Below are 23606 nucleotides of genomic sequence, written 5' to 3' on the forward strand. Positions count from 1 at the left end.
GCGCAATCTTTCAGATTCGCTCCTTGCGCTTTAGGTCTTTGTTTTTAGGCATGTCGTTATCGCAAAACCGCCGCACAGTTTTGCGCGACATGCGTGAGACTCGGCGGCGCGCGACAAGGCGCTACGATTCTGATTCAAGGAATTCTGCAGCAGGCTACCGCGTGCCTGTGATCACAGTTGCCGTTGAGCGAAGGTGAACCTTGCCGTCGCTGACGGATTGTAGCGCCAGCTCCAGGACCTCGCTGCGGATTTTCTCCCGTGTTGCTGCGTCGGCCCTGGATAGTCCGGCGACCACAGGCGCAGCGATCTCGGTCATGAAGTCCCAGTAGCGCTCCGGGGCATCGTGCACCATCATCGCCGACACCTCGTCCTCGGCGACATCGCGAAGACCCGCCTCCCTGAAGGTCTCGACGATCATGCCCTCCCCCGCGCAGCGGAACAGGCCCGGAGAGCCGGGCGGCGGCGGAGGCATGTCCACGTGGCGGGCGATCGTGCCCATGACCGTGGTCGCCCATGGATTTTTGGGAGGCACGCTCCAGACTGCGGCGCAGACGCGCGCACCGGGCTTTGCCACGCGCGCCATCTCCCTGGCGGCAGCAGCGATATCCGGGAAGAACATGAACCCGAACCGGCATAGGACGGCGTCGAAACTGGCATCGGCAAACGGCAACGCGCCCGCATCGCATAATTGAGTCTTGAAGTTCTTGAGGCCACGTCCGGCCGCATTTTCGGCGGCAGCAGTCAGCATATTTTCCGAGAGATCGGTGACGACAACCTGACCGTCGGGGATTGCCGCGGCCGCCGTCAGGCCGGGTTCGCCAGTGCCGGCGGCTATGTCGAGCACGCTGAAGCCGTTGGAGAGATTGGCGCGCCGAAGCATGGCGTCGCCAAACGGCGCGAGCCAACCGAGAACCAGGCTGTCCCATTTCTTCCAGCCGGCCGAAAACTTGTCCCAGGTCTCACGTTGCTGGTTACGGATATCGTCGAGATTTGCTGACATGCCCCCGCCTCCTCCCCATGCGCCCAACCGGCAAAGCTGGGAATGCCGACACTATGGGCCGCTGATGGCGGGATTCAATGGAAATAAGCGCCAATGCGCGGCAAATGCCCCGTTTGCCGGAAGCCAGCGGCAGCTTTGGGCCGAGAGGAGGCGCCAGCCCCCCGCTGCCTGTGAGATCAGCACGCCCATCATCCGCCTCACCACAGATCTCGCCCACCCCTGCCCGGCAGAAAGTTTGGCGAAAGCGCGACCACTGTCCTCTTCTCCCCCGCGGGGAGAAGAGGGAGCCAAGCCGCCTCGCCAGTCATCAGCCGGATCGCATCTCCCCGCTGTGCGCAAGCGGCGCGGCGAATCCGATATCCGCCACAAGCAAACATCTGCAGCAACCATAGCCAGCGAACTCAACAGCGCCGGGGCACTCCCATGACTGCCTTGTGTAAATCCTCAAAAAGCGGTTAGCTGCCATCGTTGGGGACGCTCATTCCTGCACGGCTGCTGAAATGTGTCCGCATTTCGAGGGATATCTCGTGCGCTGGTCCAAACCCCTGAGACTGCACCTCGGCGTCCTCGTCGTCGCATCGCTGCTTTGCACGTCGACGCCGATCATCTGGCTGGCGTTCAGACAGGGAAGCAATGCTGCGGTCAGCGCGGGCGTGCAGCAGATGCGCGAGATGAGCCTGCGGCTGATCGAGGGATACCGCAATACGCTGCAGGGGGGCACCGAGGCGGTGGCACTGGCATCGACCCTGCCGCTGCTCGCCTCCCCGCCGCCGCAGGATATCGCGGCAAAGCAGCAATTCTTCCTGGAAATCCTGCGCAACGTCCCCAATGCGACGAGCATCTACACCGGCTACCCCGACGGTTCGTACCTGCAGGTCATCAACACCGAAAGGCGGGATGTTCGCCAGACGCTGGCGGCACCCGACGGTACGGCTTTCGCGATCAGGACGATCGCCGGGAGACAAAGTGCTGATGTCATCTCGACGCTGCGGTTTCTCGACAGCCAGGCAAGACCGATCGGCGAGCGGGACTTCGACTATGCATCCTTCGATCCGCGGCAACGCCCGTGGTATCAATCCGTCGTTCAGGACGGTGTGCCGGTGTCTGTCGGCCCCTATATCGCCGGAACGCTCAAGGTTCCGACGCTGACGATCGCAGCACCCATGCGGGACAATGCTCAGGTGGTCGTCGGCATCAACATTCACCTGCAGACCATCAGTCGCCTGCTGGACGCGCAGGAGATTTCGCCGCGGGCGCGCGCCTACATCATCGACGATGCCGATGATCTGATCGCCCACTCCGACCCGGCAACCATGAACAGGCTTCTCGGCATATGGTCGAAAAATGCCGATGGCGCCGTTGCCGTCGATACGACGACAGACAGTTACGACACGAGCCTGGAAACGGTGGCGAGGCTCAGGCGCGATCCCGCCTTTGCCAATGGCGGCGTGGCGCGGATCGATCTCGATGGCGAACGCCAGATCCTGCAGATCGCCCCCGTCGGCGTGTCCGGTCTGTTCAAGGGAAGCGTCGCCGCAATCGTCGTGCCTCTGGAAGATCTGGTGGCTGAGGCCAATCGGCTGCTCCTGCACAATCTCCTGATTGCCAGCGCCTTCGTGATCGCGGGTGTCGCTGCCTCGGTGCTGCTGTCGCGCATGGTCAGCCGCTCTCTCTATCGGCTGGCGGACGAGGCACGCAGGATCGGCGATCTCGACGTCGGCGAGAAAGGTGTCTCGCACTCCTGGATATCGGAGATCAACACGCTGGCGAGCGCGCTGGCGGCAAGCCGTCATGCCATCAGCCAGTTTGCCCTCTATGTGCCGCGTGAAGTCGTCCGGCGGATCGTCAGCCCGGAAGGACGAGCGGTCGTCAAGGCGCAGCGGCAGGATGTGACCGTGCTCTTCACCGACATCCGCGACTTCACCACCATCTCCGAGCAGCATTCGCCCGAAGACGTTGTGGATACGCTGTCGGCCTATTTCGAACTGTTGAACACCATCGCCGAGCGCAATGGCGGCACGGTCGTGCAATATCTCGGCGATTCCATTTTCGTCATGTGGAACGCCCCCGTTCCGGATGTCGGACATGCCGAAAACGGCTGCCGATGCGCGCTTGCCATGAAAGCGGCGGTCGACGACTTGAACGAAGCCAACCGTCGGAATGGCCGTCCCGCGCTCATCACGCGATTTGGATTGCACACCGGCCCGGCGGTCGTCGGCAGTTTCGGCGCGATTTCCAGGCAGCAGTACACGGCCATGGGCGACACGATCAATGTCGCCTCACGGCTGGAAGGATTGAACAAGGAATTCAACACCTCGATCCTGGTCAGCGCCGCCATCCACAATGCGGTTGCCGACCGCTTCGAGCTTCGCCCGCTTGGCCTGGTGCAGGTCAAGGGGCGCGCCGAGAAGGTCGATTTATGGGAGCTGGTTGGGGAAAGCCGGAGGATGCAGGAATGAATGAGGCGATCGGGTTGCTACCAACGGCAGCTTCGCGCCGCCAGCGGCCTTTGTGGCGTCGTAAACTTTCTCTATTTCTTTCGTCATTTGATCATGACCTCCAAGGGTATCGCCAATGGGATGGGAAGCACTCGGGCAATGGGGTGAAGACGCAGTTCGCATCGAACGGCTCACGGGTGGAGTTGCCAACGACGTGTGGAGCGTTCGCTTAAACGGGCAGATCGTGGTCGCTCGTCTCGGCACCAGGAGCGACGCTGATCTCGAATGGGAAACCGAGCTGCTCCAATACCTCGACCGTGAAGGCATGACCGTTCCAGTGCCGATCCCGACGACTGACGGCCGGCTGTTCGTGAACGGCTTGGTGGTGATGAAATACATGGAGGGCGGACCGCCCGAGACGGAGGCCGACTGGCGTCGCGTCGCCGACACGCTGCGCGAGCTGCATCGGCTGACGCAGGGCTGGCCGCAGCGCCCGGGCTGGCGATCGTCGACCAACCTCCTGCATACTGAGACCGGAACGAGGATCAACCTTGCCGCGATGCCGCCTGAGGCCGTTATTCGATGTCGGGCAGCGTGGGCGCGGCTCATCGGGCGTCAGACATGCGTTGTCCACGGCAACCCCAACAGCCCTGCCAACGTCCGCATGACTGCAGATCGGGTCGCGTTGATCGACTGGGATGAATCACATGTCGACGTCCCCGACCTTGACCTGGTGCTGCCCGACAACGCTGCCGATCTCGACGACGGCGCGTATGACATCGCCGCGCAAGCCTCAGCCGCATGGGAAGCCGCCGTCTGCTGGCAGGACGATTACGCAGTCAGGCGGCTTGCCGAAGTTCGAGCGGTTTAGAGCCTTTCCGGCGGATCGACGGGCGGCATCCACCTGTGAATTGCGCCAACGCCAGCGGAACATTGTGTGGTAGCGGACTTCAGGAAAGTAGTCACGCTGCGCCAATTCCCTGTTTCTTCTCTGTTTGAGGCATGGCCGATTGAGTTGAGCTGTCACTCGCTCGCGCTGAGCGTGATGAGAAGTTCATCCAACTGCTCGAACTGCTCGGGCATCGCGTCTTCCATGCCGACGAAAGCCTCGTCGAGCGCTTCGTTCGAGGGATAGAGTTCCTGCAGGACCAGCAGCGTCCTGCCGTCCTCTTCCTCGAAGGTCACCGTGGTGACGGCGGCGCCCTCGCTTTCGTCATTGGTCCAGACGAGGCGCGAAGGCGGCGACACGTCGAGATATTTGCCGAAGAAGGCCATGGCATCCGAGGCGTCGTGTCCGAACGTGATGCGATAACTGCCCCCGGTGCGAACATCCATCTCGCAGGAAAGTAAGGGCACGCCCATCGACTTCGGCGCCCACCATAGCTTGAACAATTCGGGCTTGGTCCACGCGTCGAATACGAGGCGAACCGGGCCGTTGAAGGTGCGCGTCACCACGAGTTCGCGCTCCGACCTCCGTTCGACCACCGTGCGGCCGTTACTCGCTCTGTCTCCCATCGATTTTCTCCTTCCGTTTCAGGGCCTCGACGACGTCATCCAGCGCGTCGAAGCGTGCGTTCCAGATCTGGCGGCGCGCTTCGATCCAGGCCGCCTCTTCCTCGAACCCGCGCAGGCCGAGCCTGCAGGTCCGCACACGGCCGACCTTCTCCGTCGTCACCAGCCCCGCCTGTTCCAAGAGGCTGACGTGCTTCTTCATGCCCGTGAGGGTCATGTGAAACGTCTCTGCAAGCTCCGTGATCGAAGCATCCGCACGTCCGAGCTGCTCCAGAACGCCACGTCGCGTGGCGTCCGAGAGCGCGGCGAAGGAGGCATCAAGGCGGGCTGTCGAAAACTGAACCATCTGGTTCAGTGTCTAGCACGCAGATCGGCGTCATGCAAGAGGCCGAGATCGGTCTCAGGCTAGCGGCTAGCGTTGGAAAGTCAGGTGGACGGTGCCGCTCGGTGACGTTTCTGCCTTGATTGTGCAGCCGGCTTCCAAGCCGCGCAAATCGTCCCATAGGCGGATGCCGCGCCCGAGCAAAATCGGCGTGATCGCCACGTGAAGGCGGTCGACGAGGCCGGCTTTGAGATAGTCGCGAACGACGGTAGGACCACCGCCTATCCTGACATCCTTGCCGTTTGCGACCCTCACGGCCTGCTGGAGCGCATCAACAGGGGTGGTATTGAGGAAGTGGAAAGTCGTCCCGCCGGCCATCTCGATGGAAGGCCGTGGCTTGTGGGTGAGGACGAAGACCGGGCACCCGAACGGTGGCTCGTCGCCCCACCAGCCGCGCCAGTTCGGATCGTCGGGAAAGTTGTGCAGTCCGAACATGCCGGCGCCCATGATCTCGGCGCCCACATTCTCGAAATATTCCTTCGCATATTCGTCGTCGAGACCTGTGGTTCCCGCTCCCGTCGTATCCTTGAGCACGCGCTCACGGAACGTTCGCGTTGCCGCATATGCGCCGACGAGACGCGGCCAGTCCTCGCCGAACGGGGTTTCGGGCGTCTGGTCCGTCGTTGTAGCGAAACCATCGAGCGAGATCATGAGATCGACACGAACTACCATTGGAGTCCTCCTTGAAAGGTGTTGCACCACAGCGGCCCCTGCATTCGGGGCCAAACACTAAGGCAACTACCTTCATATTTCGAGCCCGATACTAAGGCAAGTACCTTTTTATCCTTGACCGCCGCCACCGACCAATTTACGGATTGATATGCCTTACCATTCGACCCCCCTCGACCTCGCCTTTCACGCTCTCAGCGACCCGACCCGCCGTGCTGTGGTGTCGCGGCTGGTTGAGGGCGAGTTGCCGGTCAGCGCGCTTGCCGAGCCTTTCGACATGGCGCTGCCCTCCTTCGCCCAGCATCTCAAGGTGCTGGAAGATTGCGGACTGATCGCCAGCGAGAAGCGCGGGCGCAGCCGCTGGTGCCGGCTGGTGGAGGCGCGCTTCGACGAGGCGGCGGACTGGATGGTATCGGAGCGCCGGCGCTGGACCGAGCGGTTGGATCGCCTGGAAGTCTACCTGGACAAAACCGAAGAGGACGATGAAGGACATGGCAAACCTGTTTGAGACATGGTCGCTCGACCGCGAAATCGTGCTGGTGAAGCTGCTCGACCACCCACGCGACAAGGTCTTTGCCGCCTGGATGGACCCCAAGGCGCTTGGCGAATGGTACGGCCCGGCCGGTCTCAGCATCGAGACCCACGAAGCCGATATCCGCGAGGGTGGGGTCTGGCGGTTCGACATGGTGGGCGTGTTCGAGGGCAAGCAGCAGCGCTTCCCGAACCTCATGCGCTTTCTGGAGATCGTGCCGAACGAGCGGATCGTCATGGACTATGGCACGCCCGACCCCGACGACCCCGACCGTTTCCGCGCCACAGTGACCTTCGATGAGCAGGCCGACGGCAAGACGGTGCTGACCTTGCGCCAGCTCCACCCCAGCGCCAAGCGGCGTCAGGTGGTCATCGGCTTCGGCGCGGTGGAATACGGGCTGCAGACGCTGGATGGACTCGCCGCCTGGCTGGACGGCTGAGCCCTTGGTGGCTCGGTGCCGCTCGCACCAGATGGCGATGGCCGAGGCGGCGTGCAGATCGAGCTGCTAGCTGAAATAATCAGACCGGGACCAGTCCGTGGCGGAGCATGATCTCATTGGCCTTGGCGAGGTTCGGTTTACCGGGCACGTTCACCACCTCGGCAATTTCCTCGAAATAACGCCGTCCAATTGTACCCGGCGTGATGGTCGCCAAGACCTTGGCTGTGCCGTCATGCAGGTTCTCGTGATGGTGCACCGCGCCTCGCGGAATGAATATGGCGTCGCCGGCGCGAATCTCGCGCGTCTGCCCGTCGACGATGACGGTGAGCGCGCCTTCAAGACCGTAGAGGAATTCGTCGGCATCCCGATGACAGTGCGGAGCCGGCACGCGCGCCCGAGACGGCACCGTGAATTCGAACACCGTCGCGCCGGCTTCACTGATGAGAAAACGCAGTTCGAGTTGCTCGATCCGCACAATATCGTTTCGTACCGCTTCCATCTCAGGTCCCCACAATGTAAAGTAACTTTACATCGAAACGTAAAGTGACTTTACATACATGTCAATCCCATTGCCCCCGCATTCAATTCCGGACGCGTTGCCCGGCCCGCCCTTCTTCGGCGCGCTGCTGCGCATTGTCTGGCAGCATGTGCGCGACCGCATGCTGCAAGCCATTCACGAGGCGGGCTTTACCGACTTCCAGGAGCCGCATTTTGCCGTGTTCTCGTTTCCGTTGCCGGATGGCATGAGACCGTCCGAGCTCGCGCGTCAGAAGCGGATGTCGCGACAGGCTGTGAACTACCTGCTCAGCCAGCTTGAAGAGCTGGGCTATGTCGAGCGGCGCGCGGCCGACGGCAGCGATCGCCGATTGGTCTATCTGACGCCACGGGGACATGACGTCGTCGCAGCCATTTTCGCATGTCTTCGGCAGTTGCATGAGCAATGGTCGAAAGAGGTTGGAAAAGAGCGCTTCGATGACTTCGTCGATGTGTTGAGGCAGCTGTCGACCAAAGCACAGGAACCGGCAAACCGCTGAAAACTCAACACGGTTCGAGAGCCTTACCTCCGAAGGTGAGCCAGCCTGAACGCATGAATATTAGCCGATATAAGTCTACCGGAATTAGTGGCTAGGCCCACTGCTCGCCGCTGCGACCGGTGCAAAGCTGCCCGGCATCTTGCCTCTCCGGTCGGTAGAAGGTCCAACAGCCCGCAAGGGGGAACAGGTGGAAGGCCGTTCACTTCCGGAATGCGCCAATAGAGCCCACCCGGCATCCGAAAATTATTAGTTCCAGAGGCGAGAAATCGCAGCTAAAAATTGCAATCGCATGACATGCGTTTGGGGAAGAATGATGCGCCGCGCTTTCGTTGTTGTTGTCGGGATGGTTTGCCTCGTCTACGCCGCCTGGCATGTCGCAATGACGCGGTCGACCACAATTCGGCTTGAGCCTACAGGCTACGAATTGACCTACAGCATGGCTTGGGGCTGGGGCATGGAAGAGCGGTGGACCATTAGAAAGTTCGGGGCACTTTGGTCGTCGCCATCAAGCAAATGGACTGAAATATGGAAAAAGCCCTACAATTCCGGGATGGTTGTCTATGCCAGCGATGATGGACAGACATACTATTTCGGAACGGGCTATGGGCTCCATTTCTTTCAGCCGAAACAAGGGGCTTATTGGACCACGTGTGAAAAAGGCAATATCCCGAAGCGTACTCCGCTTGCAGAACGCCTGTCGTTCTTCGGATCGGATCCCGCTGACGAGGATATCGATCCTGGAACGCCCCGCCTTTTCGAATACATCCGAGCAAATGATCCCAGCGGCGCCATTCCAAGCTCGCCACCTCCGTCAAGATATTATGCCGGCCTGAAATACCTCGGGAAGTTTGGGCTGGTCGCGACAGGCGGGCAAGGACGCGGCAACGAGGTTAGATTCGTTCCAGCGGGAAATTCCATCGAGCCGCGCTTAGGCCTGCAATTTAGCTGCGGCTGACTTTTTAGATGACCGCGCCGAGCCGAGCGTAGTCACCAGCCCCCTGCCCGCCAGCAATTCACCCCACGCTCAGTTGTTTCCTCCACGCACCGTGACTGAGCACCCTCGAGGCCCGGCCAACAAGGACAAAACCTCACGACAACGCAAAAATCCTCACTTCCCTCCCGATGCCCTGCAGCTCCGCCATCCGGGAGGCGGATGTGATGCCGCTCTCTCGCAGAATCTCCGAAACCTGCGCATTGCCGACGATCGCCTCCGTCGTCAGGATCACCTGGGGTTCGGCAAGGCCCTGGACACGCGAGGCGATGTTGACGGTCTGGCCGAAATAGTCCTGCCGGTCGTTCATGCTGACGGCGAGGCATGGGCCCTCATGGATGCCGATCTTCAGGAGAAGATCCTCGCTGCCGCGTTCGGCATTCAGCGCAAGCATCGCTTCACGCATCCTGAGGGCGGCGGCGACGGCCCGGTCCGGGCTCGGGAAGGTCGCCATCACCGCGTCGCCGATGGTCTTGACGACAGCTCCGGCCTCTGTGGCGACGATCTCGTGAAGGACCCTGAAATGCGCCCGCACCAGATCGAAAGCGGCAAGATCTCCGACGCGCTCGTAAAGCGCGGTCGAGCCCCTCAAGTCGGTGAAGAGGAATGTCAGGCTGGTGATCTTGAGGCGCTGGTCGATGTCGAGCGTGTCGGTCCGGTAGATGTCCCGGAAGCTCTGGTTCGTCAGCAGACGCTGGGCTGTCAGGAAAGCTCGCCTGCGGCCCAGTATGTCGTGCAGCTCGTCTCCTGCGATGCAGACGTTCGGCACCACCCTGCGATCGGTGTGGTTCTCCAGCGTCAGACGCAGCAAGCCGGGACGCAGGGTCACCGTTTCGTTCAGCGCATGGCCGTGACTGATGACCATCGAGAGGGTCTGACGTTCGTCGGTGGGCTCACCCTGCACATCGATGAACTGCGCCGAGTGTGTCACCGGATCGAATATGATGACGAATTGCGCCGGCAGCTGCAGCGAGACGAAGGCCTTCTCGCCCGGATCCAGCTCGATCATCTCCAACTGGATGCGTTTAAACCTCGCTTCGAGATCGTCAGGCAGGTCGACCCCGGAGCTGAAAAAGATCTGGCGGTAGTACTCGAACGGCGGCAACCGATCGGGATCGTGGGCAGCAATCCTGCGCACGCGCGGATTGACCGTGAACGTGACCTCGACCATCTCGTCGAGGGTCGGCTCGTATCCGGCCGCGCAGAGCGCGCAATGATAGGTGTCCCGGTCGACGGTCTTGAGCGTCGCGCCGGTGTCGAGGACGCCGCCGCATCCCGGGCAAAGCACGTTCCAGGTCATCTCGAACACACCGATGCGGGCGGCGTGCAGAAATGCCGCGATGGTTTTCTCTTGATCGAGACCATGCGCATCGGCAAAGGCGAGCGCATTGATGCGGTTGAGGTCGCGGTCCGAGCCGCGCATGACCAGATTTTCGATGCACTCGACCGTCTGCGGGTCGGCCGCCTGTCGCAGGGCTGCAAAAAGCACGTCCACTTCGCTCATTCGACAAGTCTCTGTGTGCCACGGCGGAAGACGCCGGTCCGGAGGAATTATAACACGCAAACGTCCGGATAGATATCTCGACACCGGGACGCTGCTTGCTTGCCTATCTTCTGACTTCAATTCTTATTCCCGGGCAGCGCGACCTCGCTCGAACTCTCGCCGCCTTTCGGCAGGGAGCGCCGCTGGTCCAGGAGGCGTGAAAGCACGGTTCGTTTTCTCTTGCGTGGAACGAGGTCGATATCGCTGACGAGCTTTGCGCCGCCCTCGCGCCGCTCCAGTGTGATCTTGCGGCTATGGAAGGCTTCCAGCTCGGCGCGATGCCCGACACTGACGATGGTGACTTTGGGCAATTCCCGGATCACCATCTCCATCATCCTGTCCTGGCTCTTCTCGTCGAGAGCCGACGTTGCTTCATCGAGCACGATGATATCGGGATTGTGCAGGAGGAGGCGCGCAAAGGCGAGCCGCTGCTTTTCGCCTCCCGACAAGGTCTGATCCCATGGCGCCTCTTCCTCGAGTTTCTCGCAGAGATAATCGAGCCCCACCTTGTCGAGCGCCGCCTTGATCTCATCCAGCGTCCAGCCATCGGCAGCATTGGGATAGGCGACGGCGCGGCGAAGCGTGCCCGAGGGGATGTAGGGCCGCTGCGGCAACATGAACAACCGTCTGTCGGCGTGGAAATCGACGCTGCCGTGACCCCACGGCCAAAGCCCTGAGATCGCCCGCACGAGCGTGCTCTTGCCCGAACCGGATTCGCCTGATACCAGCACCCGCTCGCCGGGTTCGATCTCCACTCGGGTTTCCGTGACCACGGCGGTTCCGTCATCGAGCGAGACGGCGAGATCGTTGAGGCTGAGCATCGCCTCGCCTTCGGTTTCACCATGCTTGATGCGTCCGAGCGAGTCGCTCTGTTCGGCACGCTCCAGCCCGTCGAGCGACATCATCAGCGAAGCGACGCGCCGCGCGCAGGCGTTCCAGTCGGCAAGACGCGGATAGTTATCAACCAGCCATCCGAAGGCGGTCTGGACGATGGCGAAGGCAGAGGCTGCCTGCATGACCTCACCCAGCGACATGCTGCCTTCGAGAAATTTTGGTGCGCAAAGCAGGAGTGGCACGACAGGCGCAATCAGCATCGACCCATGCGACACAAACGTCGTGCGCATGTGCTGGCGGGCAAGCAGCGCCCATTGCCTCAGCACGTTGCCGAAGGTCTTGTCGAGGTCATTGCGCTCCTCCTCCTCGCCGCCGAGAAGCGCGATGCTCTCGCCGTTTTCCCGCACATGCGTCAGCGTGTAGCGAAATTCGGCCTCTACCTGATTCTTGACCTCGGAGACCTGCACAAAATGGCGGCCGATCACCGCGATCACGCTGGAGGTGATCACCGCATAGAGGACCGCTGTAACGACGAGAAAGCCGGGAATGGTGACGGTCAACCCTGCGATCGGCAGGGTCAAGGCTCCGCCAATCGTCCACAGCACCACGATGAAGGTCGAGGCCGACAGGAAAGCGGAAATGACACCAGCGATGAAATCGACAGGGGCTTCCGTAGCAATCCGCAAATCCTCCGAGATGCGCGCCTCGGGGTTCTTGTGGTCGCCGCCGATGAGGTTCAACTGATAATATCGGCCGTTTGCAAGCCAGCGCGCGATGACCGCGGTCGCGAGCCAGGAACGCCACCGGCGCTGGATCATCATGCGAACATAGACTTGTGCGGTGACCAGGATGACGCTTCCGAGCACGAGCGGCACGAACACGCCGCTGAGGTAAAAGACAGTCCCGGCATCGTGTCGCTCTATGGCGTCGAAGATCCCCCGGTTCCAGCGATTGATCCCATACTGGAAGCCGACATTCATGCAGATCATCGCCAACAGCCCGATCGAGAAGGGCCAAGCCAACTTGTCGCCACTGCTGCCCCAGTAACGGCGCGCGCTGATCCAGAAACGCTTGAGCAGATACCGCTTGCGCGCCTCCTCGGCCTCCTCAGGCGTCAACTCCGGATCGGGTTCAATGATATTGGGCGGCGGCCCGACCTCAACAGTCGATGCCCTCTCTTGGCGCGTCTTGTCGGCACCGTGCGGTTCGTCGGTGCCGTCGACCGATGTCGGATTGCGTTTAGCGTCGGCCATAAGCGCGATAACGGCTTACACGTCGAAATGTTTCATGAGGGCTGCCATCCCGTCCTATCGAAAACATCTGCCCCTCACTCTAACCCTCCCCCCCCCCCCCCCCAAAAAAACGGAGAGAGGGGACGTGCCCTGCGAGAGGTGGGCGGGAAACGGAGAGGGTGCGGCCCCCTTCCCCCAGCCAGCATTTTGAATCTGATTTGCACCCCTTGGAAATCCCTTCGATTCAAGACAAGATCATCCCGCTCTAGTGTCTGGGGAAATCCTGATGGAAAACCACGAGCCGTTTTTGCGCGAGGCGATTGCGCTCTCGAAATCCGCGGCGGAAAACGGCGACGAACCGTTTGGCTCGCTGCTGGTGAAGGACGGCGAAGTCATCCTGCGCGCCGAAAACAGCGTCTTCACCGGCCACGATATGACGAACCACGCCGAGATGAACCTGGTCAAACTGGCGGCGCAACACTACGACACTGCTTTTCTCGCTGACTGCACGCTCTACACCAGCACGGAGCCGTGCGCGATGTGCTCCGGGGCGATTTACTGGTCGGGCATCGGGCGTATGGTGTTTGCGTGCTCCGAAACGCGGCTTGGCGAGATCGCCGGGATCGGGTTGAACGTGCCGAGCCGGGCGGTGTTGCAAACCGGCGCACGCATCGTCACTGTGGTTGGCCCGGACCCGAACCTCGAAGACGAAGCCGCCGCAGTCCATCAGGAATTCTGGCCGAAGCATCTGGGCAAGGCATAGCCTCTTTCGTCCGAAATGCCGCTGGCGGGCACACCGAGGCGGTGCCCGGAGCTGCTCTCATCCGATCAGGCGGTTTCGGTGGCGATTTGCGGCAGGGATTGCAGCAGGGTCTGGCGGGCGGAGTGCAGATGCGCGCGGCAGGCGGCGTCGATCGCGGCCTGGTCGCCGGATTCCAGCGCTGCGATATAATCCAGATGTTCGTGGATGGCGCGCTCGTTGCGCTGGCGGGCGGCGGTCTTGTTCCACTGGTAGTGATAGTGGAAGACGATGGCGATCGCATCGTAGAAATCGGCGATGAAGCGGTTTTTCGAGGCGCGGTGGATCAGCAAGTGGAAGCGCTCGTCGAGGACGGAGAAATCCTTGAAGCGCTGGTTGATGTCATCAAGCATGGCGTGATGTTCGTCGCGGATGGCGGCAAGATCGGCCCAGCTCTGATTATCCCTTGGAAGCCGGCCGAATTCGGCTGCGGAATGCAGCTCGAACATCTCGCGCACATCGGCAAGCTCGAGCGCGAATTCGCGGGTGAACCCTTTGAGCGTCCAGTGGCTGTTCGGCCGTTTCTCGATGAGGCCGAAACGGGAGAAGCGGATCAGGAATTCGCGCACGCTGGTGGTGCCGGTGCCGATCTCGCGGGCAAGCTCCAGCTCGTTGATCTGCATGCCGGGTGCGGCATCATCGGCAAGGATGCGCTGCATGAAGCTGCGCTCGATGATATCATGCAGGGAGTCGGTTTCTTCGGAGGGAAAGAGGTCATGGTCTGTGGGTTGGCGCAGCACGATCTTCTGGCGCTTGTTCCAGCGGATGATGCCTTCTTCGCTCAGCCGCGTCAGGATGGCCCGCGCCGTCGAGCGGCTGACGCCGAGCTGGGCGGCGATCTCCGGCTCCGACGGCAGTGCGGTATCCGTGCGCAGGGCTACGGCATACCTGTTGTAGGCTTCCTTGAAGACCGTATTCTGCCTTGCCACCAGACCCCGCTTTCCGCCCTCGTGACCGTCGTGCCGCTTCAAAGCAGGGCAGAACAGATTGGGGCTTGTTCAAACGACCTTTAGCTTGATTCCGGTCGCCTGCGGCTCATTGCCTCCCTCGTCCACAGGATCAATATTCCCGTTGACTTGAAAATGTTTATTGTAGATAAAAAACAAAATCAATGCGCTTTCGCCGATGCAGCGAGCGTTTCCCAGGGAGAATAAATTGGACAAACTGCCTTGGATCATCCTTTCGGCCGGCGACAATGTCGCGGTCGCAACGGCGGCAATCGCGCCAGGTTCGACGGTTGCCGGCATTCAGACCCGTGAGAAGATCGACCCCGGCCACAAGGTGGCGATTGCGGATATTCCGCTTGGGTCACCCGTGGTGAAATACGGACAGGCGATCGGCCGCACGACGGCCGAGGTCAAGGCCGGCGACCATGTGCACAGCCACAACCTGCATTTCGAAAACGACCGGCTGGCGGCGACCGCCAATTCGGCGCCGGAAACGGCCACAGTCGATGACAAGGCGCGTACCTTCATGGGCTATCGCCGCGCCGACGGGCGGGCGGCGACTCGCAACTATATCGGCATCATCGCCAGCGTGAACTGTTCCACCACGGTCTGCCGGGCGATCGCCGACGAGGCGAACCGGACGATCCTGCCGCATTACGAGGGCATCGACGGTTTCGTGCCGATCGTGCACGACCAGGGCTGTGGCATGAGCTCGACCGGCGACGGCATGAACGTGCTGCACCGGACACTGGCCGGCTACACCAGACACGTGAATTTCGGCGGTGTGCTGATGATCGGCCTCGGCTGCGAGGTCAACCAGCTGACGCTCTACGGCCAGAGTGGTGCGGGCGCCTCGAAGCGGCATTTCAACATTCAGGATGCCGGCGGTTCGCGCCGCGCGGTCGAGCGCGCCATGGGCATGCTGCGCGAAATCGCCGCCGATGTCGGCAAGGAAAAGCGCGTGCCGATGTCGATCGGCGAGATCATCATCGGCCTACAATGCGGCGGCTCGGACGGCTTTTCCGGCATCACCGCCAATCCGGCGCTGGGTGTCGCAGCCGATCTGCTGGCGGCGGCCGGCGGCACGGCGATCCTGTCGGAAACCTCGGAAATCTATGGTGCGGAGCACCTTTTGCGCAGCCGCGCCGTCAGCGACGAGGTGGCAAAGAAGCTCGACGACAAGATCGCCTGGTGGGAAGATTACGTCGCCCTGCACGGCGCCTCGCTCGACAACAACCCGTCACCGGGCAACAAACGCGGTGGTCTCACAACCATCCTTGAAAAGTCGCTCGGCGCCGTCGCCAAGGGCGGTCGTTCACCGCTGACGGCGGTCTATGGTTATGCCGAGCGGGTCACGGCCCCCGGCCTCGTCTTCATGGACACGCCCGGCTACGATCCGGTCTCGGCGACCGGCCAGGTGGCCGGCGGAGCAAACATGATCGCCTTTACCACAGGCCGCGGCAGCTGCTTCGGCTGTCGGCCGGCGCCGTCGCTGAAGCTTTCCAGCAATTCGGCGCTCTATGCCTCGATGGAAGAGGATATGGACATCGATTGCGGCACGATCGCCACCGGCGATGCCACGATCAGCGGCAAGGGCCGCGAGATCTTCGATCTCATCGTCGATACGGCCTCGGGCAAGAAGACCAAGAGCGAGCTCTTCGGTTACGGCGACAATGAATTCGTGCCGTGGCATCTCGGTGCAACGCTCTGACATCTGGGCGCGACGCTTTAAATAGTCAGTTCTTTAAATAGGCAGTTGTTCGCGAGGAGGCGTGATGAAGACGAGACGGATCGGCAAGACCAAGCTGGAGGTGACCGAAATCAGTTTCGGTGCCGCCGCCCTCGGCGGCCTCTACCGCGCCTGCCCGCGCGAGGTGGCGATGGACACGCTGCAGGCAGCTTGGGACAGCGGCATCCGCTATTTCGACGTGGCGCCCTGGTATGGGCTCGGCCTTGCCGAACGGCGGGTCGGCGATTTTCTGCGCGACCAGCCGGATGGCAGTTACGTGCTTTCCACCAAGGTCGGCCGGCTGCTTCGGCCGGTGCCGACCGGCACCGTGCCTGATTACAGCTATGTCGACCCGCTCTCCTTCGATGCCGATTACGACTATTCCTATGACGGCATCATGCGCTCGGTCGAGTTCAGCTATGCCCGCCTCGGCCTCAACCGCATCGATATTCTCTATGTACACGATCTCGGCGTCTACACGCATGGCGCGGCGAAGAATGCGGTCCACCAGAAGCAGTTTCTCGATTCCGGCGTGAAGGCGCTGGAGGAACTGAAGTCGTCTGGCGCGATCTCCGCCTTCGGCCTCGGCGTCAACGAGGTGCCGGTCTGCCTCGACGTCATGCGCCATTCCGATCTCGACTGCATCCTGATGGCCGGCCGCTACACGCTGCTCGACCGCTCGGCCGTCGCCGAACTGCTGCCGCTTTGCCGGCAGAAGAGCACGTCGCTCGTCGTCGGCGGCGTCTTCAACTCCGGCATCCTCGCCACCGGCCCGGTACCGGGTTCGCATTTCGACTATATGCCGGCTGATGACGATGTGCTTGCCAAAGTCGGCGCGATGGAGGCGATCGCCAAACGCCACGGCGTGCCGCTGGCAGCGCCCGCCCTGCAGTTTCCGCTGCGCGAGGCGATCGTCGCATCGGTGCTGATCGGCACGGCCAAGCCGTCGAGCCTGACGCGCAACATGGAGATCGTCGAGCCGCGGCTTGCCGACGCGATCTATGCCGAATTCGAACCCTATACGCTGGTCGCGCCGCCGCTCGGCGCCGAAGCTGTGCGAGTCTGAGGAGAGATTATGCTCAAGGGTATTCATCCGCTGCTTGGCCCCGACCTGCTTCATGCGCTGAAGACCATGGGACATGGCGACGACATCGTCATATCGGACGCCAATTTTCCCTCGGGCTCGATGGGCCCGCCGGTCATTCGCGCCGACGGCGTCAGCGCCACTGACATGGCCGCGGCCATCCTGACCCACATGCCGCTCGACACCTTCGTGCCGGAAGCGGCGTGGCGGATGGAGGTGGTCGGCGATCCCGATGCGATGCCGGAGGTCTGCACCGAATTCCAGCAGATCGTTTCCAAACACGCCGGCGATTTCCGCATCGTGCCGGTCGAGCGTTTTGCGTTTTACGCGATGGCCCGCAAGGCCACCTACATCGTCGCGACGACGGAATTCCGGCTGTACGGCAACCTGATTTTGAAAAAGGGCGTCGTCCATCCGCACGAGATCGACATGGCCTGATCCCTATTTTAGGGTATCGTTGTATTGGAATGAAATCAGTTGCTTGGCGGGAGTTTGCCGAAGAAAAAAAGCCTGTTTGGCGCTCTTGCAATTTGATTGCGCCTCGGCTAGCTTCACCTGGCAAATGTTTTTTATCGATAAAAATCGTCCGCCTGCGTTCAGCGGTCGATTTATTCGGAGGAGAACGCACCCTGAGAGGAGAACCCTTATGAGTTTCGTGAAATCCCTTCTGTCCCGCCGCGCCTTTACCGCGCTTGCGGGTGCCGCAGTCATCGCCACGGCGATGCCGGCGCCGTCGTTTGCAGCCGACGTGACGATCCCGATCATCGTCAAGGACACGACGTCCTTCTACTGGCAGATCGTTCTGGCCGGCGCCCGCAAGGCCGGCAAGGATCTCGGCGTCAATGTGCCGGAACTCGGCGCTCAGGCCGAATCCGACGTCAACGGCCAGATCAGCATTCTTGAGAACGCCGTTGCCGGCAAGCCGGCCGCTGTCGTCATTTCGCCGACCGAATTCAAGGCGCTCGGCAAGCCGATCGATGAAGCGGCCAAGTCGGTTCCGATCATCGGCATCGACTCAGGCGCCGACTCCAAGGCGTTCAAGTCGTTCCTGACGACCGACAACGTTCAGGGCGGCCGCATTGCCGCTGACGGTCTGGCTGCCGCCATCAAGGGCGCCACCGGCAAGGAAGAGGGCGAAGTCGTCATCCTCACCAACCTTCCGGGCGTCGGCTCGCTGGAACAGCGCCGCGAAGGCTTCCTGGATCAGGTGAAGACCAAGTATCCGGGCCTGAAGGTCATTGCCGACAAGTACGGCGACGGCCAGGCAACGACCGGCCTCAACATGATGACCGACCTGATCACGGCAAACCCGAACCTCGTCGGCATCTTCGCCTCGAACCTGATCATGGCGCAGGGCGTTGGCCAGGCGATTGCCGAAAACAAGCTCGGCGAGAAGATCAAGGTCATCGGCTTTGACAGCGACGACAAGACGGTCGGCTTCCTCAAGGATGGTGCGATTGCCGGCCTCGTCGTTCAGGACCCCTACCGCATGGGTTATGACGGCGTGAAGACCGCGCTTGCCGTCTCCAAGGGCGAGAAGGTCGAAGAGAATGTCGACACCGGTGCAAACCTCGTCACCAAGGCTAATATGGCCGACCCGAAGATCGACGCGCTGCTGAACCCGAAGATCAAGTAATAACGACAGACAAGCCGCGCCGGCTTCAAAAACCGGCGCGGCTTTTTCCATCCGTGCTATGTTTTGCGGGGGATGGAGAGCAGACGCGACACAAGGAGGAGAGGTCCCATGATCGGACTGGAAGAGGTCAGTCATCGCCATGATGACAGTGCGACGCTGAAAGAAGCCAATCGAATTCCCGCCGGATCGCCTATCCTCGAACTCAAGGGCCTGCAGAAGAATTACGGTCATGTGCAGGCGCTGAAGCCAGCGACGCTGACCTTTCTCGCCGGCGAAATCCACGCCATCGTCGGTGAAAACGGCGCCGGCAAATCCACCCTCATCAAATTGCTGACCGGCGTCATCACCCGCACCGCCGGCGAAGTGCTGTGGTGCGGCCAGCCGGTGGGGCTGGCGACGCCGAACGAGGCGATCGCCCGCGGCATCAACGCCGTGCACCAGGAAGTCGTGCTCTGCCGGCACCTGACGGTCGCCGCCAATCTCTTCCTCGGCGATGAAGTCAACCGCTTCGGCCTGATGCGCAAGAAGCAGATGGAGAAGATGGCGCAGGCCGTGCTCGACGATCTCGGCTTCGGCCTGCCGGCCGGTGCGCTGTTGAGCTCGCTGACCATCGGCCAGCAGCAGCTGGTGGCCACGGCGCGCGCAGCGATGCGCGGCACGCAATTCCTGATCTTCGACGAACCGACTGCCTATCTCACCCGCCAGGAATCGGCGCAGCTCTTCAAGCTGATCCGCCGGCTGCAGGGCGAAGGCGTCACCATCGTCTATATCAGCCACCGCATGGAGGAAGTCTTCGAGCTTGCCGACCGTGTCTCCGTGCTGCGCGACGGCACGCATGTCGGCACGCGCCTGATCGGCGAGACCAACGATGCCGAACTGATCTCGCTGATGATCAACCGCTCGATCGAACAGATCTACCACAAGGAAAAGATTGCGATCGGCGAGACGATCCTCACGGTCAACGGCCTCTCCGGCCCGGGCTTCGAAGATGTGTCGCTCAGCGTCAAGGCGGGACAGATCGTCGGCCTCTACGGCCTGATCGGCGCCGGGCGCAGCGAATTCGCGCTCGGGCTCTACGGCCGCCAGCCGACGACATCCGGCGATGTCGAATGGATGGGCAAGCCTGTCAACATCCGCAACGAACGCACGGCGATGGAGCTCGGCATTGCGCTGGCGCCGGAAAGCCGGCGCGACCAGGGGCTTTGCCTCAACCTGCCGATCGGCCTCAACATCAACCTGCCGGTGTTCGGGCGGCTGAGCCACGGGCCGGTGATCAATCACACGCGCGAATCGGCCAATGCCGACCAGCAGATCCGCAATCTCAGCATCAAGACGCCGAGCCGGCGCGTTCCGGCCTCCAGCATGTCGGGCGGCAACCAGCAGAAGATCGTTATCGGCAAGTGGCTGAGCCATGGCGCCCGGCTTTTCATCTTCGACGAGCCGACAGTCGGCGTCGACGTCGGCACCAAGGCGGAAATCTACCGGCTGTTCGCCAAGCTTCTGAAGGACGGCGCCGGCATCATCCTGATCTCCTCCTATCTGCCCGAGGTCTACGAACTGGCCGACCGGCTGCACGTCTTCCGCGCCGGCAAAATCGTCGCGAGCCATGATTATCACGCGGCGACGCATGAAGAAGTGCTCAGCGAAGCGATCGGCGTCTGAGCCAAAAGAATAAGAGGGAGAAAATTCATGACTGCCACCCCCACCGAAATAATCGCGCCGCCGCCGCGCCGGAAAATGAACATCCTGTTCGGCCTGACGCTGATCGGCCTGCTGATCTTCCTCTGGATCGTGCTCGGCGTCGTTACCCCGAGCTTCTGGACGCCGCTCAATATCTCCAACCTGCTGCGTCAAGGTGCGATGACGGCGATCCTGGCACTAGGCCAGACCTTCGTCATCATCACCGCCGGCATCGACCTTTCGGTCGGCGCCATCGTCGGCTTCTGCACCGTGATCATCGCCTGGCTGCTGCAGGCGGGCGTGCCGGTCTGGGGGGCGATCGCGCTGACGCTGCTCATGGGTGTGGCGATCGGCGCCTTCCATGGCTTCGGCATCGTCCATATGGGCCTGCCGCCGTTCATCATCACGCTGGCAACCCTGACATCGCTGCGCGGCATCGGCCTGCTGATTACCAACGGTTCGACGATCAACATCACCAATGAGGGTTTCAGCAATTTCGCCCGCGCCGATCTGCTCAGTATTCCGAGCCTGTTCTGGATGGTCATCCTGGTGGCGGTCCCCTCCTTCATCTTCCTGCATCTGAGCCGTTGGGGCCGCTATCTCTTCGCGGTCGGTTCGAACGCCGAGGCGGCGCGCCTTTCCGGCGTCAACGTCAAGGGCATGATCTACCTCGCCTATATCCTGTCCGCCTCCTTCGCCGCCTTCGTCGGCGTGCTGCTTGCCTCGCGCATCGCCATCGGCAATGCGACGCAGGCCGACGGCTGGGAACTTCAGGCGATCGCCTCCTCCGTCATCGGCGGCACCAGCCTGTTCGGCGCGGTCGGCTCGGTGCACGGCCCGCTGATCGGCGCCTTCATTCTCGCCACCATCAACAACGGCGCGAACCTTCTGAACGTCAACTCCTTCTGGCAGCGCATCATTACCGGTCTGCTGATCATCGTGATCGTGTTCTTCGACCAGCTGCGCCGCCGCCGGAGCAATTGAGAGGCAAGCAAGTGATCGCCGCCGGCCCCTCATCCGGCTGCCGCCACCTTCTCCCCGTTTTGACGGGGAGAAGGGGATATGCCGCAAACCTCTCCGTCCCTCGCCAGCATCCCGATTGGCACGTCCCCTCTCCCCGTTTTTTACGGGGAGAGGGCTAGGGTGAGGGGCAGATGTTTTCGATACGGCGCCACATCGGCGCGAGCCGGCCAGACAAACCGGCTTCCTCCTTTCGAAGAATGTGAGACCCGTCATGAAAGCAGTTCTTTGCCGGGAGCCCGGCGTGCTCGATATCGTCGAGCGTCCTTCGCCAGCGGCTCCCGCCGCCGGCTGGGTGCGGCTTGCCGTCAGCCATGTCGGCATCTGCGGCACCGACTACCACATCTTCGAGGGCAAGCATCCCTTCCTCGAATATCCCAGGGTGATGGGGCACGAGATCTCGGCAACGGTGCTGGAAGCCGGCGATGGTGTGACTATCGCGGTCGGCACGCCTGTTATCGTCAATCCCTATCTCTCCTGCGGGCAATGTATCGCCTGCCGTCAGGGCAAGCCGAATTGCTGCACCAACATCAAGGTGCTCGGCGTCCATACCGACGGCGCCTTCTGCGAGGAGATTTCGGTTCCGGCCGACAACCTCTATGTCGCCAAGGGCTTAAGCCTCGAGGCGGCGGCGACGACCGAGTTCCTGGCGATCGGCGCGCATGCGGTCCGCCGCTCGATGACCGGTGCCGGAGCGCGGGCGCTCGTCATCGGCGCCGGGCCGATCGGGCTTGGAGCAGCGATCTTCTCGCGCATCGCAGGCCATGAGGTAACACTGCTCGATACCAGCGCCGAGCGGCTGCAGATGGCATCCGAGCGTTTCGGCTTCACCTCCGGCATCATTGCCAACGAGCAAACGGCTGACGCCGTTCGTGACAAGACCAACGGCGACGGTTTCGACGTGGTCTTCGATGCGACGGGTTACGGCCCTTCGATGGAGAAGGCCTTCTCCTTCGTTGCCCATGGCGGCGCACTGGTGCTGGTCAGCGTCGTCAAGGACGATATCCGCTTCTCCGATCCGGAATTCCACAAGCGCGAGATGATGGTGATCGGCAGCCGCAACGCCACCCGCGTCGATTTCGAGCATGTCGCGGATTCGATCGCCAAAGGGCTGGTGCCGGTGGACAAACTCATCACCCACCGCACGACGCTTGCCGATGCACCGCGCGATCTCGCGCGCTGGGCGCATGAGAAGAACGGCCTGATCAAGGCGGTGATCCGCATCGGTGCTTAGGGCAATCCCGAGGTACGAGGTCGTATCGCGATTGCCTTGAACGCTTCCGGCAAATCCCGCCGGGAGCCGTTGCCCCGTACCGCATAATTCAAAGTGTTACAGCGTCCTTTGCGCGTCTGAAAAGGCGCGCAGCGCTGTGGTCTTTCCACGAGACGTTCTGACGGGGCGCCCGCCAACAACGCGGTTCCGACTCGAACCGGCGCCCGCGATTTCGCGCAACATTTCTCAATCAAAAAGCACACAGACGAAAACGGAAGTGTCCATAAGTGGGGCCCGCCGGATACTCGGCAGATGTTCATCAATTGAGTGATGGAAAGGGTCGGGCGATGAAAATGCGAATTGCTTCCTTGGCAATGGCAGCTGCGCTGACAATGCCGCTTGTGATGCCGGCCCGCGCGCAGGTGGTCATCCAGGAAGGCCAGGGATCGCAGTTCTATGCCGATCCTGACGATAACCAGACGGAAACGGATTTTCTGCAGCGATGGAACCGCCACCACGACCAGCGAAGCGGATGGCGCTCGGGTCGGGACAATTTCGGGCCGGACGATGCGGTTCGCCTCCTCGAACGGCGTGGTTATCGCGTCAGAGATGTGAAGGACGTGGGTGAACGATATCTGATCAGGGCATGGCGAGACGGGGACGATCTCCTCGTCAGCGTATCGCGCAGGGGTGAGATCATGGGCGTCGTGCACGACCGCGAGTGATGGGTCGCTTGGGCTCTGTTCAAGAACCGGGTGTCTGGTTCGCGCCACTCGTCCCGACCCGTCCTTTGGACCCCCCGTAAAAACGGGGAGAGGGGACATGCCCCGTGAGGGGTACGAGGGGAACGGAGAGGTCGCGGCATCCCCTCTTCTCCCCAGCGGGGAGAAGG

At 61.8% G+C, this 23606-nt stretch carries 23 protein-coding genes; 15 read left to right on the plus strand and 8 right to left on the minus strand.

The features are described 5' to 3' along the window. Window positions 1–154 precede the first annotated feature (154 nt). Entirely contained in the window at window positions 155–1000 is an 846-nt protein-coding gene (locus C3Y91_RS31680; RefSeq protein ID WP_130680942.1) for a class I SAM-dependent methyltransferase, read from the minus strand. 527 nt (window positions 1001–1527) lie between these two features. Between C3Y91_RS31680 and C3Y91_RS31685 the strand changes: the two genes are divergently transcribed. Beyond that, window positions 1528–3459 carry an adenylate/guanylate cyclase domain-containing protein gene (locus C3Y91_RS31685; protein WP_168576227.1) on the plus strand — a complete coding sequence of 644 codons (1932 nt, stop codon included), beginning with the start codon at window positions 1528–1530 and terminating at the stop codon, window positions 3457–3459. 115 nt (window positions 3460–3574) lie between these two features. Beyond that, window positions 3575–4309, plus strand: coding sequence for a phosphotransferase (locus C3Y91_RS31690; RefSeq protein ID WP_024321067.1), 735 nt, complete (start codon window positions 3575–3577; stop codon window positions 4307–4309). A gap of 152 nt (window positions 4310–4461) precedes the next feature. On the opposite strand, the gene C3Y91_RS31695 is transcribed toward C3Y91_RS31690, so the two are convergent. The 3 genes from C3Y91_RS31695 to C3Y91_RS31705 all read right to left on the minus strand — a co-directional run bounded on the left by C3Y91_RS31695 (window position 4462) and on the right by C3Y91_RS31705 (window position 6004). Continuing rightward, complete coding sequence (locus tag C3Y91_RS31695) at window positions 4462–4953, minus strand: SRPBCC family protein (protein WP_024321068.1); 492 nt, start codon at window positions 4951–4953, stop codon at window positions 4462–4464. Further along, window positions 4934–5296 (minus strand): ArsR/SmtB family transcription factor, encoded by a 363-nt coding sequence (locus C3Y91_RS31700; protein ID WP_024321069.1) that lies wholly within the window; start codon window positions 5294–5296, stop codon window positions 4934–4936. Before C3Y91_RS31700 ends, C3Y91_RS31695 begins: the two co-directional genes overlap by 20 nt. Window positions 5297–5362: 66 nt before the next feature. Next, window positions 5363–6004: a dihydrofolate reductase family protein gene (locus C3Y91_RS31705; protein ID WP_024321070.1), complete on the minus strand. Its 642-nt coding sequence runs from the start codon at window positions 6002–6004 to the stop codon at window positions 5363–5365. Between the two features lie 148 nt (window positions 6005–6152). Here C3Y91_RS31705 and C3Y91_RS31710 point away from each other — a divergent pair, with 148 nt between their 5' ends. Together C3Y91_RS31710 and C3Y91_RS31715 are read left to right on the plus strand one after the other, a co-directional pair. Then, on the plus strand, window positions 6153–6509 hold the full coding sequence (locus C3Y91_RS31710) for an ArsR/SmtB family transcription factor (protein WP_018497242.1): 357 nt from the start codon (window positions 6153–6155) through the stop codon (window positions 6507–6509). After that, complete coding sequence (locus C3Y91_RS31715; RefSeq protein ID WP_024321071.1) at window positions 6484–6972, plus strand: SRPBCC family protein; 489 nt, start codon at window positions 6484–6486, stop codon at window positions 6970–6972. Before C3Y91_RS31710 ends, C3Y91_RS31715 begins: the two co-directional genes overlap by 26 nt. Window positions 6973–7051: 79 nt before the next feature. On the opposite strand, the gene C3Y91_RS31720 is transcribed toward C3Y91_RS31715, so the two are convergent. Then, complete coding sequence (locus C3Y91_RS31720; protein ID WP_075226056.1) at window positions 7052–7471, minus strand: cupin domain-containing protein; 420 nt, start codon at window positions 7469–7471, stop codon at window positions 7052–7054. Between the two features lie 58 nt (window positions 7472–7529). On the opposite strand from C3Y91_RS31720, the gene C3Y91_RS31725 reads away from it, so the two are divergent. Both C3Y91_RS31725 and C3Y91_RS31730 read left to right on the plus strand, forming a co-directional pair. Then, window positions 7530–8006, plus strand: a complete 477-nt coding sequence (locus C3Y91_RS31725; RefSeq protein WP_063828089.1) for a MarR family winged helix-turn-helix transcriptional regulator — start codon at window positions 7530–7532, stop codon at window positions 8004–8006. A gap of 313 nt (window positions 8007–8319) precedes the next feature. Beyond that, complete coding sequence (locus C3Y91_RS31730) at window positions 8320–8961, plus strand: hypothetical protein (RefSeq protein WP_168576226.1); 642 nt, start codon at window positions 8320–8322, stop codon at window positions 8959–8961. A 133-nt stretch (window positions 8962–9094) separates the two neighbouring features. Here C3Y91_RS31730 and C3Y91_RS31735 read toward each other — a convergent pair whose 3' ends face one another. Further along, window positions 9095–10501, minus strand: coding sequence for an adenylate/guanylate cyclase domain-containing protein (locus tag C3Y91_RS31735; RefSeq protein WP_024321075.1), 1407 nt, complete (start codon window positions 10499–10501; stop codon window positions 9095–9097). A 116-nt stretch (window positions 10502–10617) separates the two neighbouring features. Next, window positions 10618–12627 (minus strand): ABC transporter ATP-binding protein/permease, encoded by a 2010-nt coding sequence (locus C3Y91_RS31740; RefSeq protein WP_130687548.1) that lies wholly within the window; start codon window positions 12625–12627, stop codon window positions 10618–10620. Between the two features lie 265 nt (window positions 12628–12892). On the opposite strand from C3Y91_RS31740, the gene C3Y91_RS31745 reads away from it, so the two are divergent. Next, window positions 12893–13369, plus strand: coding sequence for a nucleoside deaminase (locus C3Y91_RS31745; RefSeq protein WP_130687546.1), 477 nt, complete (start codon window positions 12893–12895; stop codon window positions 13367–13369). 65 nt (window positions 13370–13434) lie between these two features. Here the strand turns inward: C3Y91_RS31745 and C3Y91_RS31750 are convergent, their stop codons facing one another. Continuing rightward, window positions 13435–14334 carry a GntR family transcriptional regulator gene (locus C3Y91_RS31750; RefSeq protein ID WP_018496522.1) on the minus strand — a complete coding sequence of 300 codons (900 nt, stop codon included), beginning with the start codon at window positions 14332–14334 and terminating at the stop codon, window positions 13435–13437. A 226-nt stretch (window positions 14335–14560) separates the two neighbouring features. Between C3Y91_RS31750 and C3Y91_RS31755 the strand changes: the two genes are divergently transcribed. The 8 genes from C3Y91_RS31755 to C3Y91_RS31790 all read left to right on the plus strand — a co-directional run bounded on the left by C3Y91_RS31755 (window position 14561) and on the right by C3Y91_RS31790 (window position 23439). Then, a complete protein-coding gene (locus C3Y91_RS31755) occupies window positions 14561–16063 on the plus strand; it encodes a UxaA family hydrolase (protein ID WP_018072378.1) in 1503 nt (500 codons plus the stop codon). A gap of 64 nt (window positions 16064–16127) precedes the next feature. Then, on the plus strand, window positions 16128–17147 hold the full coding sequence (locus C3Y91_RS31760; RefSeq protein WP_130687544.1) for an aldo/keto reductase: 1020 nt from the start codon (window positions 16128–16130) through the stop codon (window positions 17145–17147). 9 nt (window positions 17148–17156) lie between these two features. After that, on the plus strand, window positions 17157–17603 hold the full coding sequence (locus C3Y91_RS31765; protein WP_018072376.1) for an RbsD/FucU family protein: 447 nt from the start codon (window positions 17157–17159) through the stop codon (window positions 17601–17603). A gap of 208 nt (window positions 17604–17811) precedes the next feature. Then, window positions 17812–18801 (plus strand): ABC transporter substrate-binding protein, encoded by a 990-nt coding sequence (locus C3Y91_RS31770; protein ID WP_018072375.1) that lies wholly within the window; start codon window positions 17812–17814, stop codon window positions 18799–18801. 108 nt (window positions 18802–18909) lie between these two features. Continuing rightward, the gene (locus C3Y91_RS31775; RefSeq protein ID WP_018072374.1) at window positions 18910–20463 is read left to right on the plus strand and encodes a sugar ABC transporter ATP-binding protein; all 1554 of its coding nucleotides are present in this window, start codon (window positions 18910–18912) and stop codon (window positions 20461–20463) included. Between the two features lie 27 nt (window positions 20464–20490). Further along, window positions 20491–21465, plus strand: coding sequence for an ABC transporter permease (locus C3Y91_RS31780; RefSeq protein ID WP_018072373.1), 975 nt, complete (start codon window positions 20491–20493; stop codon window positions 21463–21465). A 250-nt stretch (window positions 21466–21715) separates the two neighbouring features. Then, window positions 21716–22735 carry a zinc-binding alcohol dehydrogenase family protein gene (locus C3Y91_RS31785; RefSeq protein ID WP_130687542.1) on the plus strand — a complete coding sequence of 340 codons (1020 nt, stop codon included), beginning with the start codon at window positions 21716–21718 and terminating at the stop codon, window positions 22733–22735. 326 nt (window positions 22736–23061) lie between these two features. Next, window positions 23062–23439, plus strand: a complete 378-nt coding sequence (locus tag C3Y91_RS31790; RefSeq protein ID WP_130687540.1) for a hypothetical protein — start codon at window positions 23062–23064, stop codon at window positions 23437–23439. The last annotated feature ends 167 nt before the right edge of the window (window positions 23440–23606 follow it).

This window comes from Rhizobium ruizarguesonis, from assembly GCF_012349115.1.
GTDB lineage: Bacteria > Pseudomonadota > Alphaproteobacteria > Rhizobiales > Rhizobiaceae > Rhizobium > Rhizobium ruizarguesonis.